We start from the raw sequence: 17149 nt of genomic DNA, 5'->3' as shown, positions 1-17149 counted from the left end.
TGCGATGTCCCGCTGTGTACCCCTGGTTCGGAGCAGATCTGTCGGTGGATGGGTCGGATCGGAACTTTTCTGGACGAATGTTCTGGCGTTCTTCATTCCGCGCGGAATTCGACGCGGTGATGGCCTGTCGCGGCGTTGGGGATCGGGGTGCGACGCTCCTCCGTCTGGACCGTGCCCTCCTGGTCGACCGCTCGCACAGTGACGGAGTGGCGGCCCGACTCCACCTCCGGCAGCGTCACCCGCCACTGCCGCCATGTGTCGGCGTTGGCCTCGGCCCCCAGGTCCGCCGCTGTCCACTCCCCGTCGTCCAACCGCACCTGCACCTCGGCGATGCCGACCCCCTGGGCCCACGCGGATCCGGCGACGACGACCTCCCCTGCGGACACGGAGTCGAGCCCTCGCGGCACATCGATCCGCGACGCCACGAGGATGGGGGCCTTCGCGTCCCAGCCCCGCTGTGTCCAGTAGGCCTCCGCCCTGTCGAACCGCGTGACCTCGATCCGCGTCACCCACTTGGTGGCGGAGACGAAGCCGTAGAGCCCGGGGACGATGAGGCGCACCGGGTACCCGTGCTCCGGGGTCAGCGGTTCGCCGTTCATGCCGACCGCGACCAGTGATGCGCGGTCATCGGTCATCGCCTCCAGCGGGGTCGATGCGGTGAAGCCGTCGATGGAGCGCGACAGGACCATGTCCGCCTCCGGAAGCGGCTTCGCCCGGGCCAGCAGCGTGCGCACCGGCACGCCCGTCCAGGTGCCGGTTCCCAGCAGGCCCCCGCCCACCGGGTTGGACACGCAGGTGAGCGTGATGCGGTGCTCCTCGAGCCGCATCGCCAGCAGCTCGTCGAACGTCAGCGTGAACGGCTCTTCCACGAGGCCGTCCACCCGCAGTTCCCACGCATCCGGGTCGACCGCGGGCGGCACCAGCGCAGTGTCGATCCGGTAGAGGTCCGCCTGCGCGGTGGTGAAGGGGGCTACTCCGTCGACCCCCACCTCGGCGCCGTCCGGCACCGGCGGCGCAGGCACGGCCGGCGCCGGGAGCACGAACCGACGAGCCGCCTCGGCGGCACCTCTGCCCACCGCGACGACGGTGCGACCAGCAGCGATTCCCACTGCCCCCACCATCGCCGAGGCGCCCGCGAGCAGGAAGAAGCCCCGCCGGCCGAAGCCGGCGGGGCGGTCCGTCCGGCCGGCCTCCGTCTGGCCGGCCTCCGTCTGGCCGGCGTCCGTTCGGCCGGCGTCGGTCTGGCCGGCTTCCGTCTGGCTGGCTTCCGTCTGGCTGGCTTCCGTCCGGCCGGCGTCCGTCTGGCTGGCGTCCGTCTGGCCGGCTTCCGTCTGGCTGACCTCCGTCTGGCGGGTGGTTCGACCTGGCCTCCGCCTCGCACCGAGCAGCAGGGCGAAGGAGAACGCCGCCAGGACGGAGCCGGCGGCGGAGGCTATGAGATCCGGCGGTCCGGCTTCCGGGCGGAGGCCGACGAGGAGGATGAGCACGGCCTCGGCGAGGGTGAAGGTGAGCAGTGCGACGTGGGGTCGCGTGCAGAGGAGGCCGCCGATCAGACCGCCGATCACCAGTCCGGCGACTCCGACGGTGAGGATGAGGACGATCTTGTCCGACTCCCCGAACAGCGTGATCGCGAGCTTCACGAGGTCCGTGGGGAGGACCCGGATGACCAGCAGTCCCACCGCGGTGAGCGGGGAGGTCGAGGCGCCGAGCACACGGGCGAGCGCGTCCGCGCTCCCGAGCAGAAGGAGGGTGGCTGCGACGCCGGCGAGGGCGCCGCGCGTGCGCAGCCCGGGTGCGATGCGAGTGAGGTGTCCCATGTACGAGGTTCGGAGCCGAGCGCGGATCAGATCGACAGCGAGGCGACATGCACCACCTTTCATCAGCCCGCACAGGTTCTTTCATGTGCGGACTGATGAAAGTCAGTAGGTACGGCGGCGAGACGCGAGACAGCATGCGGGCACGCGCCAGAGAACCCGACCTTGTTTGTATACAATCCGTTCATGACCGCTGCACGCATGCACCTCGCCCTCATGCTCACCCTCACGTTCTCGACCGGGATCGTGGATGCAGTGGGCTACCTGGGCTACGACAAGGTCTTCACCGGGAACATGACCGGCAACGTCGTCATCCTGGGCATGGGCCTCGCGGGCGCTCCCGGCATTCCCGTCCTGCGTCCCGCACTCGCGTTCTTCGCCTTCCTCATCGGCGCCGTCATCGCCGGGCGGATCCTGGTCCCCGCCCCCAAGGGCGCGTGGACCGGCCGCACGACCGGGGTCATGGCCGCCGTCGCAATCGGCTGCCTCGCCCTCACCGGACTCGTCATGGCCGAGGATCCCGCGGAGAACCACCTCGTCGGCACCCTCACGACCTCGGTCCTCGCGCTCGTCATGGGCATGCAGGCCGCTGCTGCCCGGAAGATCGGCGTCGCGGACGTCACGACCGTCGTCGTCACGTCGACGATGGTCGGCCTCGCCTCGGAGTCCCGTCTGGCCGGCGGCTCCGGCGACAAGTGGCCGCGCCGGCTCCTTGCGGTGCTCGGCATCCTCACGGGCGCATCCGTCGGCGCACTCACCCTGCAGGTGAACCTCTGGCTGGGCGTGCTGGTCACTGCAATCATCATCGGTGCCGTGACGATCGTCGGCCACCGCTCTCGCCACCGGGACTGACTCCGCGCCCGAGGCCCGGCCCCCGAATCCGTCCCGGCCTGCGGCAGGCCGGCCTGCCGCAGGGTCAGTCGCAGGGTCAGTCGCCCGAGACGCCCTCCCGCAGACCGGCCCGCGACCGCTCGAGGTGCGACGCCATGAGGTCCCCGGCCTCATCGACCCGCCCCTCGACCACCGCTGCGAGGATCTCCTTGTGCTCTCCCCACGCCGCATCGCCTCGGTACGTGCCGGTGTGAGCGAAGAGCCTCTCGATCTTCCCGGACACCTGCCGCAGGATGCCGGACAGCGACGGAGACGCGCTCATGTCCGCGAGCAGTGCGTGGAACCGCTGGTTGAGGCCGGGCAGCTCGTCGACGCGCCCCTCCTGCAGGGCCTCGTCGCCCTCGTCGAGCACACGGCCGATCTCGCGTCGCAGCGCCCACCACTCCTCGTCCGGACCGTCCTGCTCCAGCTGGCGCCCCGCCCGTCCTGCGGCCCGTCCAGCGGCCCGTCTCACCATCTCGCCCTCGAGCGTGCGGCGCACGTCGAAGAGAACGTCCACGTCGGCCGGCTGCGGCTCGACGACAGTCGCGCCCGCGTACGGCCGCACGATGACGAGGCCCTCCGCCTCGAGGGCCCGCAGACATTCCCTGACCGGGACGCGTGACACCTCATACTGCTCGGACAGCAGCTTCTCCGTGAGCCGTGTTCCGGGCGGTATCTCCCCGGAGATGATGTCCGCACGCACACGCCGGGTGACGCGGACGGCGATAGAGCCCGAAGTGCTCGGGTCCTTCCCGACCGCTTCGCCGGGCATCAGAGTCACCGCCCCGCCGCGTAGCCCTGGGCGCCGCGCGGATTCGCACCGGCGGTCATGAGTCCGGTGGCCGGGTCGCGGGTGACGGCGGACAGCCGGCCCAGCGCCCAGTCGCCGGCCCGCGTGACCACGTGGCCGCGCGCTTCGAGCCCGGCGAGGACGCCCTCGCCCAAGCGGTCCTCGACCACCACGCCGCCCGGCGTCCACGTGCGCGGCCAGAACGATCCGGCCATCGCCGTCGTGTGCAGGGCCGGGGCGTCGATCGCCTGCTGCGGTTCATAGCCGCCCACCAGCAGCCGAAGGACGAGCAGCAGCTGCCACTGGTCCTGCTGGTCGCCGCCCGGCGTGCCCAGGGCGATGACAGGCCTGCCGTCCTTGAGGACGAGGGTCGGCGACAGGGTCGTGCGGGGACGGCGACCGGGGGTGAGCGGCTGGCCCGACCCCTCGTCCAGCCAGGTCATCTGCAGGCGGGTGCCCAGGCAGAAGCCCAGGCCGGGGATCGCCGGCGAGGACTGCAGCCAGCCGCCGGACGGCGTTGCGGAGATCATGTTCCCCCACCGGTCGACGACGTCGATGTGGCACGTGTCGCCGCGGACGGCTCCGCTGCCGTCGGCTCCCGGCTCTGCGTCGGTGTTCGCGAACATGTGTCCGGAGCCGCCCGCGAACGACGTCGCGACGGAGGAGGCCCCGCCCGAGGCGCCGGGCACCGTCGGCTCCCCGCCGCCGGCAGCCGTCGTGTCACCGCCGAACCGCGCGGCGAACTGCTCCGCGGTGACGAGCGGCGGCACCCGGCCCTCGCGCCCGCCCGGCCTGCCCGGCCGGAACTCCGTCGAGGCGGAGTCGCCGATGAGCGCGCGGCGTTCGTCGATGTACTCGTCGTTCAGCAGATCCGCGAGGTCGAGGTCGTTGTCCCCGAAGTGCACGTCGCGATCCGCCATCGCCAGCTTGAGCGCCTCGATGATCGTGTGCGCGCCGATCTCCGTCGACGGGTCCAGGCGCTCATCGTCGAAGCCATCGAGGATGCGCAGAGCCTCGAGGAGGACCGGCCCCTGACTCCACACCCCGACCTTCGCGATCGTGTGGCCGCGGAACTCGATGGTCGCGGCGTCCTCGAAGCGCGCCGAGGACCCGGCGAAGTCCGCCTCCGTCATGACGCCGGCGTAGTCGCCGCCGTCCGAATGCCGGTGGGCCGTGCGGATGAACTCTGCGGTGAGTCGCGCCACCCGGCCGGTGCGCCACTCCTCCCTGGCTGCCGCGATGCGGTCCTCCCGGGTGCCGTCGGCGCCGCCCGCACCGACGAGCTCGCGCAGGACCTGCGCGTATTCGGGATTGCGGATGAGCTCGCCCGGCTGCGGAACGCGCCCCTCTGGCATCCAGAGCGCCGCACTGGTCGGCCAGTGCTCCGTGAAGAGGTCCTCGACGGCCGCGATCTGCCCGGCGGTGCGACCCAGGACAGGGTGGCCGTCCTCCGCGTACGTGATCGCGAAGTCCAGCACGTCTGCCAGTTCCCATGTGCCGTGCTCCTGCAGGAGCAGCAGCCACGCGTCGACAGCGGCGGGGACCGCAGCGGCGAGCGCACCGGCGCCGGGCACCAGTTCGAGACCCAGCGAAGTGTAGTGCTCGATCGTCGCGCCCGCCGGGGCCGAGCCCTGCCCCATCATGACGACGGGCCGGTCGGGCTCCTCCGCCGTCGCGAAGAGTCCCGTCATGTCGCCGGCGGGGCCATTGAGGTGCGGTTCCACGACGTGCAGCACGAACGCGGCGGCGGTCGCCGCGTCGAACGCGTTGCCGCCGCGCTCCAGCACCGACTGGGACACGCCGGATGCGATCCAGTGGGTCGAGGCGGACATCCCGAAGGTGCCTTCGAGAGTCGGGCGGGTCGTGAACCCTTCGGGTGCGACGAAAGCGGCCATCAGTGGTCTCCTCCTGCAGTGAAGCGCGGGCGGCGAACGTGAGCGGGCAACACCGCCCCTCGGTTGTATACATTACCGTGATGCGCGTCGCCGTCCACCCGGCCGGCACGTCGCCTCAGCCACCATGGCGCCCGCGCCCCCTCCCGGCCCGCGGTCGTAGGATCGTCCCCAGACGAAAGGGGCCGATCATGACCCAGGCTGAGCAGTCCACCGCAGCAGACACCCCCACCGCCGTCGCGCTGATGACCGAGCTGTCCGAGCTCGCCGGCCCCCGCCTCCTCGCGGTCAACGAGCGCCATGGCGACGACCACGCGGTGAATCTCACGACGCTGCGCGCCGTCGCGAAGCGGCTGAAGACGCAGCACGACCTGGCGCGGGAGCTGTGGGCGACGGGCGACAGCGCGGCGCGACTGCTCGCCCTGCTCGTGTGCCGCCCCAAGGCGTTCGACCGCGACGAGCTCGACACGATGATCCGCGAGGCCCGCACTCCCAAGGTCCACGACTGGCTGGTGAACTACGTCGTGAAGAAGAGTGCGCACGCGGACGACCTCCGGCGGTCATGGCACGCGGACAGCGATCCGCTCGTCGAGACCGCCGGGTGGGCGCTCACGTCCGACCGCGTCGCGAAGAAGCCGGACGGCCTCGACCTCCCCGCACTGCTGGACGAGGTCGAGGGCCGGATGAGCACCGCCCCGGAACGCCTGCAGTGGGCGATGAACACGTGCCTGGCGCACATCGGCATCCACCACCCGGACCTCCGCGGCCGTGCAATGCAGATCGGCCAACGGCTGGAGGTCCTCAAGGACTACCCGACTCCCCCGAACTGCACGTCGCCCTACGCACCGGAGTGGATCGCGGAGATGGTGCGCAGGCAGGAAGCGCGAGGATAGTCCTCCGCAGCGCCGATCGACCCGCCAGACCAGCAGCCAGCAATCAGCAGCCAGCAGCCACGCCGGGGCGACTCACGCCAGCCACCAACTTTCATCACACCGCACGACTTCTTTCGTATGCGGTGTGATGAAAGTTGGTGGCTGGCGTGCTGGACCTGCGGCGTAGCGGGAGGCCTCGCCCCTCACCCCTCCACGTAGTAGAGGCGCTTGTTGACGAACTCGTCCATGCCGACCGGCCCCAGCTCACGGCCGTAGCCGGAGCGCTTCACACCGCCGAACGGCAGCTCCGCGCCCTCCCCCGCCGGCGTGTTGACGTTCGCCATGCCGACCTCCAGGCCGGATGCGACGCGCTTGGCCCGGGCCTCGTCCGTGGAGAACACGGCACCGCCCAGACCGAACTGGGAGTCGTTGGCCAGCCGCAGCGCCTCATCATCACTGGAGACCCGGAAGACCGTGGCGACGGGGCCGAACAGCTCCTCGTAGTAGATCTCCGAGCCGACCGGCACGTCGGTGAGCACCGCCGGTGACACGTACGCGCCGTCCGCGGCCAGCTCGCCGCCCGTCTGCAGCACCGCACCCGCGTCCCGCGCGCGCTTCAGCTGCTCCACGAGCTTCTCCGCCGCAGGCCGGGAGGACAGCGGCTGATACACCGACTCGTCCTCATCAGCCCACGCACCCGGTGTCATCCCCTGCGCGAGCCTCGTGAGCTCCGCGACGAAGTCGTCGTAGATGTCGTCCATGACGATCAGGCGCTTGTTCGAGTTGCATGCCTGCCCGGTGTTGTACATGCGGGTCGCCCACGCAGTCTGCGCGGCTTCGGCGACGTCATCGGTGTCGAGTACCACGTAGGGGTCCGAACCGCCCAGCTCCAGCACGGCCTTCTTGAGGTGCCTGCCCGCCTGCGCGGCGACCTGCGCACCGGCTCGCTCCGAACCGGTGAGGGAGACGCCCGCGATCCGCGGATCGGCGATCGCGGCCGCGATCTGCTCGTGGTCCGCGTACACGGTCGTGTAGAGGCCCTCCGGCACGCCGGCGCTCACCAGGATGTCCTGGATCGCCGCGGCCGATCGGGGGCAGATCTCCGCGTGCTTGAGGACGATCCCGTTGCCCAGCATGAGGTTCGGTGCAGCGAAGCGCGCCACCTGGTAGTAGGGGAAGTTCCACGGCATGATGCCCAGCAGGACTCCGACGGGCAGGCGCTGCAGCATCGCGTCGCCGCCGTCCGTCTCGATCGGCTGGTCCGCTGCGAACCGCGCCGCGTTGTCCGCGTAGTAGCGGAAGATGTCACCGGCGAACTCCGCCTCCTCGACACCCTCCGTGACGCGCTTGCCCATCTCCTGGCCGATGATCGCGGCGAGGTTGTCCTTCCGCTCCGCGAACAGGTCGGCGACTCGACGGATGACCTCCGCCCGCTCTTCGATGGACTTCGCGGCCCACGCCGTCTGCGCCTCGGCCGCTGTCGCGAGCACCGTGTCGAGCTGTGCGTCTGCGATCGTGTCGAACTGCTCGACGACCGTGCCGGTCGCCGGATCCTCCACTCGGTATCCCTGACTCATCTGTCGATCCCTCCTCAGATCCTGTCCCACGCAGTCGTGAGCACGGAGCGGAGGACCCGCTCCATCTCGTCGAATTCGTCCGGCCCGCAGGTCAGCGGCGGCGACAGCTGGATGACCGGGTCTCCCCGATCGTCCGCGCGGCAGTACAGTCCGCCCTCCCAGAGCGCCTGCGACACGAAGCCCTTGAGGACGCGTTCGGACTCCTCGTCCGTGAACGTCTCCTTCGTGTCCTTGTCCTTCACGAGCTCGATGCCGTAGAAGTAGCCGGCGCCGCGCACATCGCCCACGATCGGCAGGTCGTGCAGCCGCTCGAGCGTGGACCGGAACGTCCCGGCGTACTCATGCACGCGCGCGTTGAGCTGCTCAGTCTCGAAGATGTCGAGGTTCGCCATCGCGACCTGACAGGCGACGGGATGGCCGCCGAAGGTGTATCCGTGCGCGAAGGTCTCCCCGCCGCGGCCGAAGGGCTCGAACAGCCGATCGGAGGCGATCATCGCCCCCAGCGGTGCATACCCGCTCGTCAGTCCCTTGGCGCACGTGATGATGTCCGGGACGTAGTCGAAGTCGTCGCACGCGAACATCGAGCCCACGCGTCCGAACGCACAGATCGTCTCGTCGGAGACCAGCAGCACGTCGTACTCATCGCAGATCTCCCTCACCCGCTCGAAGTAGCCGGGCGGCGGAGGGAAGCATCCGCCGGAGTTCTGCACCGGCTCCAGGAAGACCGCCGCCACGGAATCGGCGCCCTCGAACTCGATCGTCTCCGCGATCCGATCCGCCGCCCACCGTCCGAACGCCTTCTCGTCGCCGGCGAAGCGCTCATCCGCACGGTAGAAGTTCGTGTTGGGCACCTTGTGGGCGCCGGGGACCAGCGGCGCGAACTGGTTGCGCAGCCCTGGAAGGCTCGTGACGGACAGCGCGCCGTGCGGGGTGCCGTGGTAAGCGGTCGCACGGGAGATCACCTTGTGCTTGCCGGCCTTCCCCTGGAGCTGGAAGAAGTTCTTGGCCAGCTTGAGCGCAGACTCCACGGAGTCACCGCCGCCGGAGGTGAAGAAGACGCGGTTCAGGTCGCCGGGAGCATACGCCGCCAGTCGCTCCGCCAGCGCGATCGCCGGTTCGTGCGCATAGGACCAGAGCGGCATGAAGGCGAGCTTCTTCGTCTGCTCGTAGGCCGCCTGCGCGATCTCCTCGCGCCCGTGGCCCACCTGCACGGTGAAGAGACCGGCGAGCCCGTCGAGGATGCGCCTGCCCTCGTCATCGAAGATGTACGCGCCCTCCCCATGCGTGATGACGGGCGTGCGCCCACCCTCGTAGAGGTGCTTGTGGTTCGCCATGTGCATCCACAGGTGGTCGCGGATGCCTGCTTGGCTGTCGGTGGTCATCGTGTCCCCCGTGGTCATCGTGTCCCCCAGTTGTAGATCTGGTCCCAGAGCTTGAGGTAGGTCATCGTCTCCGTGCGCTCCACCTGCGGCAGTGCACGGATGTCGTTGAGGAGCGCGAGGAGTTCGTCATCGTCCGCGCACACGACCTCGACGAGGAGATCGAAGGTCCCGGCAGTGATGATGATGTAGTCGACCTGCGGCAGATCCTCCAGCGAAGCAGCGGCGGTGGTGAGGTCGCCGGACACGCTGAGTCCGATCATCGCCTGCCGTTGGAAGCCCAGCTGGAGCGGGTTCGTGACCGCGACGATCTGCATCGTCCCGTTCTCTACAAGCCGCGTGACCCGCTGGCGGACCGCCGTCTCCGACAGCCCGACGTCCCGGCCGATGTCCGCGTACGACCGCCTGCCGTCGTGCTGCAGCGCCTCGATGATCGCCTTCGACTTGTCGTCCAGATCGACATCGCCGAACCGCGCGCCTGCCGTCGAACCACCTCGTGAACCCACTGTCACAGTGCACCTCCTCCCGAAACACTATCCACTACGGATTCCTTTGTCGCAATAGAATCTGGCGACGGATTGCTTCGCCACATAATCGGTCGACGAAGCAAACCTCTACCAATCGGCGAATCTGCGTGCTACCGTTTTCCTTATCGCCCTCTGTGGCGCACATCACGCCGCGGACGAAGAAGCCCGCTGCGGACCAGAGACACCTGCTATACCCGAGTCGCCTTCAACGGTGGAGGACCACAGCATGCACGTCATCGACGGCCGCCCGGTCGAGGGCACAGGACCGGAGCACACCCTCATCGCCCCCGCCACGGGCGAGGCCCTGGGCACCTACCGGCTCGCAGGCCTCACGGAGGTGGATGCGGCGGTCGCATCAGCCCGCGCCGCGTTCCCCGATTGGAAGCGCACGATCCCCGGCGACCGTGCGGCCCTCATGCTCGCCCTGGCGGACGCCCTGGAGGCGCGAGCGGACGAACTCGCACGGGTCGAATCGCAGCAGACCGGCAAGTCCCTGCGGCTCGCGCAGGACTTCGACGTCCCGGGGGCGATCGACAACGCCCGGTTCTTCGCCGGTGCCGCCCGTCAGCTCACCGGCACGGCCGCCGGCACCTACTGGCCCGGGTCCACGTCGATGGTCCGCCGGGAGCCCCTGGGCGTCGTCGGCTCGATCGCACCGTGGAACTATCCGCTGCAGATGGCCGCGTGGAAGGTCTTCCCCGCGGTCGCAGCGGGCAACACGATCGTGCTGAAGAGCTCCGAGCTCACTCCCGGCACCTCCCGCATCCTCGCCGAGGCCGCGATCGCCGCCGGTTTCCCTCCCGGAGTCCTCAACGTGATCGCGGGCGACGGCCCCACCGCGGGACAGGCGCTGGTCGCCCACCCGGACGTCGTCATGTCCTCGTTCACCGGGTCGACCCGTGTGGGGCGCCGTGTCATGGAGGCCGCCGCCCGCAAGGGCTCCCGCATCCATCTGGAGCTGGGCGGCAAGGCACCACTGGTCGTGTTCGACGATGCGGACGTCGAGGCAGCAGCCCGGGGCGCCGTCGCCGGCTCCCTCATCAACGGCGGGCAGGACTGCACGGCCGCGACCCGGGCGATCGTCCACCGCTCGCTCTTCGATGCGTTCTCCGAGCGGGTCGTGACCCTCATGGAGGGCGTGACCGTGGGCGACCCCGCCGATCTCGCGACGGACATGGGATCGCTCATCTCCACCGCGCACCGTGATCGGGTCGCCGGTTTCGTCACCCGCGCACAGGCTTCCGGTGCCACCGTCCGCTGCGGAGGCCGCACCCCCGCCGATGCCCCGGCCGGCTCCGCGCACTACTCCCCCACGCTCGTCACGGGTGTGGGCACCGACGCAGAGATCTGGCGCGAGGAGGTGTTCGGCCCCGTGCTCGTCGCCGTCCCGTTCGACACGGACGATGAGGCGATCGAGCTGGCGAACGACACCCCCTACGGGCTGGCGGCGAGCGCCTGGACCACCACGACGAACCGAGCGCTGCGCGCCGCCGCGGACATCGAGGCCGGCTGCGTGTGGATCAACGAGCACATCCCGATCGTGTCGGAGATGCCGCACGGAGGGTACAAGGCCTCCGGCTTCGGCAAGGACATGTCGCAGTACTCGTTCGACGAGTACACGCAGATCAAGCACGTTCTCATCGACGAGACGGACGGTCCCCGCCGCGACTGGCAGGACATCGTCTTCACCACCCCGGATGACGCGGCCCTCCCGGAAAGGACACGACAGTGACGACTTAACAGACAGTGCCCGCGCAGCACCGCGCACAGGACACGGCCCATGCCGGCGGTGCCCTGTCGCTGCGCGGGGTGCGCAAGCAGTTCGGCGAGCACACGGCGATCCGCGGTGTCGACCTGGAGGTCCGTGCGGGCGAGTTCCTCTCCCTGCTGGGTCCCTCCGGCTGCGGCAAGACGACGCTCCTGCGGATGATCGCGGGATTCGAGCAGCCCACGAACGGCGAGATCGAGCTGGACGGGGAGGACCTCACAGAGCTGCCGCCGTTCCGTCGGCCGGTCAACACGGTCTTCCAGTCCTACGCGCTCTTCCCGCACCTCACGGTCGCGGAGAACGTCGCGTACGGCCTCAAGCGCGCGAAGGTGTCCCGGAAGGAGATCGGCCCCCGAGTCGCGGAGACGCTCGAGATGGTCCGCATGCGCGACTTCGCGGAGCGGAAGCCCGCCATGCTCTCCGGCGGCCAGCAGCAGCGCGTCGCGCTGGCCCGTGCACTCGTGAACCGGCCGCGCGTCCTCCTCCTGGACGAACCGATGTCCGCGCTGGACCGGAAGCTGCGCGAGGAGACGCAGCTGGAGCTCATCAAGCTGCACACGGAGCTGGGCCTCACCTTCGTCTTCGTCACGCACGACCAGCAGGAGGCGCTCGCGATGAGCGACCGGATCGTCGTCATGAGCGAAGGCGAGATCCAGCAGGTCGGCGGTGCGGAGGAGATCTACCAGCGCCCTGCCAACTCCTTCGTCGCGGGCTTCATCGGCAAGCAGAACTTCGTCGACGCCACGATCGGGGAGGCCCGGGACGGCGGAACCGTCACCCTGCCGACGGCCCACACGACACTCGAGGCCACCGCCGAGGCAGTCGCCGGCTTCTCCTCCGGCGCCCGGGTCCGCGCCGCCATCCGTCCCGAGTCGATCCGGCTCGCACCCGAAACGGCTGCAGCATCGAACTCCGCAGGTGCCGACGGTCCGGCCACGAACTCCTCGACCGGTGTCATCGTCGGGGAATCGTTCCTGGGCGACGTCGTGCAGTACCTCGTGCGGCTGGACCACGGGCCCGAGGTCCTGGCCCGCGTTCCGTTCGCCGCCGCCACGGACGTCGGGGAGGGCGAGCGCGCTCGCCTGAGCTGGGACCCCGACGCAGTGCAGGTGTTCGGCGATGAGTGAGCGCATGCGGGTGCTCGCCCCTCGCCCGGCACTGGCGCAGTACGCCTCGTACGGGGGCGGCCTCGGCGGCCGTTTCTCGAGGCGGGGGATGCTCGCGGGGGCAGGAGCGCTGGGGATGGGGCTGCTGGCGGGGTGCCAGTCGTCGGGAAGCGTCGCCTCCAGCCCTGCCGCGGACGGGCGCATCGAGTCGAAGCTCAACGTCTATTCGTGGGGCGACTACGACGACCCGGACGTGCTGGACGCGTGGTCGGCGGCGCACGACGTGAAGCTGCAGGTCGACGCGTACGGGTCGAACGAGGAGCTGATCGCGAAGCTCGCCGCCGCGCGCGGCACCTCCGGTTACGACATCGTCGTCCCCACCGGCCTGCGGGTGCCGGACATGGCCGAGCACGGTCTCATCCAGAAGCTCGACATGTCCCTCATCCCGAACCTCGATACGATCGACCCCAACTTCCGCGGGCAGGACTACGACCCGAACGACGAGTACTCCGTGTGCAAGGCGTGGGGCACGACCGGATTCGTCTACGACACCTCCGCAGTGCCCCGCGAACTCACCAGCTGGCAGGACTTCATCGACGTCGCACAGGATGAGGCGAACGGGACGACGATGCTGCTGGAGGACCCGTGGGAGGTCGTCGCCATCGCACTCGCCGCACTGGGGCACGATCTCAATACGATCGACGAGGGAGAGCTGGACGAGGCGGCGGACATCGTCGTCGAGCAGCTCGCCCCCACAGCGCGGGCCTACCTGGGCAACGCGAACACGGCGATGGCGCAGGGCGGCTTCGTCCTCATGCAGGCGTTCAACGGCGACGCCCGGCAGGGGATCATGGAGGCTGATGACCCGGACCGCTGGAAGTTCGTCTTCCCCACTCCCTCCGCGAACATCTGGACGGACAACTGGTGCCTGGCCACCGGCGCGCCGAATCCGGACGCCGCCCACTCGTTCATCAACCACGTCATCGCCCCCGACAACGCCTTCGCCCAGGTCGACTACATCGGCTATCACACGGGCTCGTCGGTGCTGGCCGAACCGGGGATCGAGGACGATTTCGACTTCGCGGACATCGTCTTCCCGACGCAGGAGGTGCTCGACCGCCTGGTGCCGAGCGAGTTCAACTCCGGGCAGGCACGCCGCGTGGAGATCTTCACCGACGCGCAGGCGAGGAGCGGGACATGAAGCGGCTTGCAGCGAAGGTCCTGGGACCGGGAGCGCTCGCGTTCCCCACGTGGGCGTACGTCGTCTTCTTCTTCGTCATCCCCGTCTCGATGGTCCTGTTCTACAGCTTCGGCTACAAGCCGGACGAGTACACGACGGTCGCGACCGACCGGTTGAGCTTCGACCGGTACGGCGAGGTCTTCAACGGAGCGGTGCTGTCCACGCTGCTGGCGAGCCTGCGGATCTCCATCGTCGGCACGCTGCTGTGCCTGGCGATCTCCGTCCCCTTCACGTACTGGCTGGCGACGAAGGTGCGGCCGGAGCGCCGCGGGCTGCTTCTCGCACTCGTCATGGTCCCGTTCTGGACCAACTTCCTGGTCCGCACCCTGGGGTGGCAGATCATCCTGTCGCCGGACGGGTTCCTCTCCGACTGGATGCAGGGCCTGGGGATGCTCGGGGAGCCGCTGGACATCCTCTACACGCGGTCCGCGGTGCAGATCGGCGTCGTCTACAACTACCTCCCGCTCATGATCCTGCCGCTGTTCGTCGCGATGGACACAGCAGGCACCCGCCTGCGGGAGGCCAGCTACGACCTGGGCGCCGGCCGCATCTCGACCTTCTTCAGGGTCACGATGCCGCTGGCCATGCCCGGCGTCATCAGCGGCTGCGTGCTCGTCTTCATCCCGCTGACCGGTGACTACATCACCGCCTCCGTGCTGGGCGGGGCGAGCGGCACGATGATCGGGCAGATCATCGCCAGCCAGTTCAACACGGCCCAGAACTGGGCACTGGGTGCGGCGATGGCGGTGTCGCTCATGCTCGTCACCCTGCTTGTGGCCGCGGTCGCGGGACTCCTCCTGTGGGCCGGCCGCGCACTGTTCCACCGACTCACCCGTGTCCAGCTGGAAGGAGTGCCGTCATGAGTGCGGACGTCTCGAGGAACGCCGACGCCCCACCGGCGCCGCGGACGCGCCGCTCCTACGGCGGACAGAAGCGCACGCGCCTGCGCAACACCCTCTTCGCGGTGTGGGGAGCGATCGTCTTCCTGTTCCTCTTCACCCCGATCGCCGTGATCGTCACGTACTCGTTCAACAGCGGACGGGTTCTGGCGCGCTGGTCCGGGTTCGGGTTCGGCGCGTACGTGAACGCGGTGAACAACGACGTCATCATCTCGTCCGTCGTCACCTCGCTGCAGGCGGCTGTCGGGGCGGCGCTCCTGTCGACGATCCTCGGCACGCTGGGCGGGATCGCGCTGTCCCGTGTCCGAGGAGGCGGATGGTGGGCCGCGGCGCTCACGGGCGTCCTCGTGTTCACACTCGTCACCCCGGAGATCGTCGACGGCATCGCGTTCCTGCCCTGGTTCGTCACGCTGGGCGTCGACGCGGGTCTCACTCCGTTCAGCAACGGCCTGGTCAGACTCATCGTGTCGCACGCGATGTTCTCGATGGCGATCGTCACGTTCATCGTCCGCGCGCGGATGGCGGGCATCGACACCTCGCTCGAGGAGGCGGCCGGCGACCTGGGCGCCTCCCCCTGGCGGGCGTTCCGCGACATCACCCTGCCCATCGCGGCGCCCGGCGTGCTCGCCGGCGCGCTCATGTCGTTCACGCTGAGCCTGGACAACACGATCCTCTCCAGCTTCGTGCAGCAGCCCGGCTACACGCCGTGGCCGGTGTACATCTTCGCGTCCGTCCGTGTGGCCCTGCGGCCCGAGGTCGCCGCGATGTCGACGATCATGCTCCTCCTCACGCTCTTCGCCCTCGCGGTCGTGGGGTATGTGCTCAGAAGGTCCGGTTCGTCGTCCACGGAGATCATCAAGACCATGGCCGGCTAGGTGACCGCTGCCGAGGTCCCCGCCGGGACCTCGGCAGCGGCCCACCGGCACCGCCGGGCCGGTTCGGAACCGGCCCCACCGACCCGCAGAGAGGTTCCCATGGATCCCACCGCATCGCTCAGCTCCGCCTCGACGACACCGTTCTGGCTGGACAGCCCGGATCGCCCCGCCCCGCTGCCGGCCCTGTCCGGCCCCCGGTCCACGGACCTCGCCGTAGTGGGAGGCGGCTTCGTGGGACTGTGGACCGCGCTGCTCGCGAAGGAGGCCGATCCCGAGCGACGGGTCATCCTGCTGGAGGGCGGCCGGATCGGTTGGGCGGCGTCCGGACGCAATGGCGGCTTCTGCGAATCGAGCCTCACGCACGGTCGGGAGAACGGCGAACAGCACGTGCCCCAGGAGAACGACCGTCTCGTCGAGCTGGGGATCGAGAACCTCGACGCGATCGAGGAGGCGATCGGCCGCTACGGCATCGACTGCGACTTCGAGCGCACCGGCATCATCAGCGTGGCGACGGAGCAGTACCAGGTCGACGCGATGGCGCCGGAGCACTCGCCGACAGAGGACCGCGAGTGGCTGGACGAGGCGGCTCTGCGGGACCACATCCGCTCTCCCCAGTACCTGGGCGGGCTGCGAGAGACGAGGACCGCATCGATCCTCGACCCCGCGAAGCTGTGCTGGGGACTGCAGCGGGTCATCCAGGAGCTGGGGGTCGAGGTGCACGAGAACTCGATCGTGCGGTCGCTGGACCGTGCGGGGTCGCAGATCGTGCTCACGACCGACGAGGGGACGCTGGAAGCCGACCGCGTGGCGCTGGGAACGAACGTGTTCCCCTCACTGCTGGCGCGCACGAAGCTCCACACCGTGCCCGTGTACGACTACGCACTCATGACGGAGCCGCTCACCGACGCGCAGATGGAGGCGATCGGCTGGCGGCACCGAGAGGGCCTCGCGGATTCTGCGAACCGCTTCCACTACTTCCGACTGACCGCGGACGATCGCATCCTGTGGGGCGGATGGGACGCCGTCTACCACTACGGCAAGCAGGTGTCCTGGAAGTACGACCAGCGGCCGGAGACGTTCGAGACGCTCGCTCACCAGTTCATCGAGACGTTCCCCCAACTGGAGGGGATCCGCTTCACCCACAAGTGGGGAGGTGCGATCGATACGTGCTCTCGCTTCTTCCCGTTCTTCACCACGGCGTACGGCGGCCAGGTCGCCTACTCCGCGGGGTACACAGGCCTGGGGGTGGGCGCCTCCCGGTTCGGCGGCCGCGTGATGCTCGATCTGCTGTCCGGTGCGGACACGGAGCTCACCCAGCTGGAGATGGTCCGGAAGATGCCGGTGCCGTTCCCGCCGGAGCCGTTCGCGTGGGCGGGCGTCGCCCTCACGACGAAGGCGCTCATCGATGCCGACGAGAATCAGGGCCGGCGCGGTCCGCTGCTGAAACTGCTGGAGAGTGCGGGCATGGGCTTCGCGTCGTAGGCGGCGCGGCTGTGCAGTGCAGATCGACCTGCCAGAACACCAGCCACCAGCCACC

At 69.4% G+C, this 17149-nt stretch carries 14 protein-coding genes; 8 read left to right on the top strand and 6 right to left on the bottom strand.

Annotated features, from left to right (window positions below; genetic code table 11):
• Positions 1 to 92: 92 nt before the first annotated feature.
• Complete coding sequence (locus BJEO58_RS05375) at positions 93 to 1817, bottom strand: molybdopterin-dependent oxidoreductase (RefSeq protein WP_101588575.1); 1725 nt, start codon at positions 1815 to 1817, stop codon at positions 93 to 95.
• 183 nt (positions 1818 to 2000) lie between these two features.
• On the opposite strand from BJEO58_RS05375, the gene BJEO58_RS05370 reads away from it, so the two are divergent.
• A complete protein-coding gene (locus BJEO58_RS05370; RefSeq protein WP_101588390.1) occupies positions 2001 to 2666 on the top strand; it encodes a YoaK family protein in 666 nt (221 codons plus the stop codon).
• Positions 2667 to 2742: 76 nt separating this feature from the next.
• On the opposite strand, the gene BJEO58_RS05365 is transcribed toward BJEO58_RS05370, so the two are convergent.
• Together BJEO58_RS05365 and BJEO58_RS05360 are read right to left on the bottom strand one after the other, a co-directional pair.
• Complete coding sequence (locus BJEO58_RS05365; protein WP_101588388.1) at positions 2743 to 3459, bottom strand: GntR family transcriptional regulator; 717 nt, start codon at positions 3457 to 3459, stop codon at positions 2743 to 2745.
• Positions 3460 to 3464: 5 nt separating this feature from the next.
• On the bottom strand, positions 3465 to 5372 hold the full coding sequence (locus BJEO58_RS05360; protein ID WP_101588387.1) for a gamma-glutamyltransferase family protein: 1908 nt from the start codon (positions 5370 to 5372) through the stop codon (positions 3465 to 3467).
• A gap of 188 nt (positions 5373 to 5560) precedes the next feature.
• Here BJEO58_RS05360 and BJEO58_RS05355 point away from each other — a divergent pair, with 188 nt between their 5' ends.
• The gene (locus BJEO58_RS05355; protein WP_101588385.1) at positions 5561 to 6262 is read left to right on the top strand and encodes a DNA alkylation repair protein; all 702 of its coding nucleotides are present in this window, start codon (positions 5561 to 5563) and stop codon (positions 6260 to 6262) included.
• Between the two features lie 182 nt (positions 6263 to 6444).
• On the opposite strand, the gene BJEO58_RS05350 is transcribed toward BJEO58_RS05355, so the two are convergent.
• From BJEO58_RS05350 to BJEO58_RS05340, 3 genes are read right to left on the bottom strand one after another with little or no spacing between them, the layout of a single operon-like run.
• Positions 6445 to 7818: an NAD-dependent succinate-semialdehyde dehydrogenase gene (locus BJEO58_RS05350; RefSeq protein ID WP_101588383.1), complete on the bottom strand. Its 1374-nt coding sequence runs from the start codon at positions 7816 to 7818 to the stop codon at positions 6445 to 6447.
• 14 nt (positions 7819 to 7832) lie between these two features.
• Positions 7833 to 9200 carry an aspartate aminotransferase family protein gene (locus tag BJEO58_RS05345; RefSeq protein ID WP_246075910.1) on the bottom strand — a complete coding sequence of 456 codons (1368 nt, stop codon included), beginning with the start codon at positions 9198 to 9200 and terminating at the stop codon, positions 7833 to 7835.
• Between the two features lie 14 nt (positions 9201 to 9214).
• Complete coding sequence (locus BJEO58_RS05340; protein WP_101588380.1) at positions 9215 to 9709, bottom strand: Lrp/AsnC family transcriptional regulator; 495 nt, start codon at positions 9707 to 9709, stop codon at positions 9215 to 9217.
• A 241-nt stretch (positions 9710 to 9950) separates the two neighbouring features.
• On the opposite strand from BJEO58_RS05340, the gene BJEO58_RS05335 reads away from it, so the two are divergent.
• From BJEO58_RS05335 to BJEO58_RS05310, 6 genes are all read left to right on the top strand, one after another.
• On the top strand, positions 9951 to 11456 hold the full coding sequence (locus BJEO58_RS05335; protein ID WP_101588378.1) for an aminobutyraldehyde dehydrogenase: 1506 nt from the start codon (positions 9951 to 9953) through the stop codon (positions 11454 to 11456).
• Between the two features lie 14 nt (positions 11457 to 11470).
• On the top strand, positions 11471 to 12619 hold the full coding sequence (locus BJEO58_RS05330) for an ABC transporter ATP-binding protein (protein ID WP_101588376.1): 1149 nt from the start codon (positions 11471 to 11473) through the stop codon (positions 12617 to 12619).
• Complete coding sequence (locus tag BJEO58_RS05325; RefSeq protein ID WP_101588374.1) at positions 12612 to 13799, top strand: polyamine ABC transporter substrate-binding protein; 1188 nt, start codon at positions 12612 to 12614, stop codon at positions 13797 to 13799. The genes BJEO58_RS05330 and BJEO58_RS05325 overlap by 8 nt, the downstream gene beginning before the upstream one ends.
• Positions 13796 to 14701, top strand: a complete 906-nt coding sequence (locus BJEO58_RS05320) for an ABC transporter permease (RefSeq protein ID WP_101588373.1) — start codon at positions 13796 to 13798, stop codon at positions 14699 to 14701. Before BJEO58_RS05325 ends, BJEO58_RS05320 begins: the two co-directional genes overlap by 4 nt.
• Positions 14698 to 15612 carry an ABC transporter permease gene (locus BJEO58_RS05315; protein ID WP_101588371.1) on the top strand — a complete coding sequence of 305 codons (915 nt, stop codon included), beginning with the start codon at positions 14698 to 14700 and terminating at the stop codon, positions 15610 to 15612. The genes BJEO58_RS05320 and BJEO58_RS05315 overlap by 4 nt, the downstream gene beginning before the upstream one ends.
• Positions 15613 to 15711: 99 nt before the next feature.
• A complete protein-coding gene (locus BJEO58_RS05310) occupies positions 15712 to 17094 on the top strand; it encodes an NAD(P)/FAD-dependent oxidoreductase (protein ID WP_101588370.1) in 1383 nt (460 codons plus the stop codon).
• The last annotated feature ends 55 nt before the right edge of the window (positions 17095 to 17149 follow it).

This window comes from Brevibacterium jeotgali (assembly GCF_900169175.1).
Classification (GTDB): Bacteria; Actinomycetota; Actinomycetes; order Actinomycetales; family Brevibacteriaceae; genus Brevibacterium; species Brevibacterium jeotgali.
Note: the sequence above shows the minus strand (reverse complement) of the source record. Positions and strands in the feature narration are given on the sequence as shown.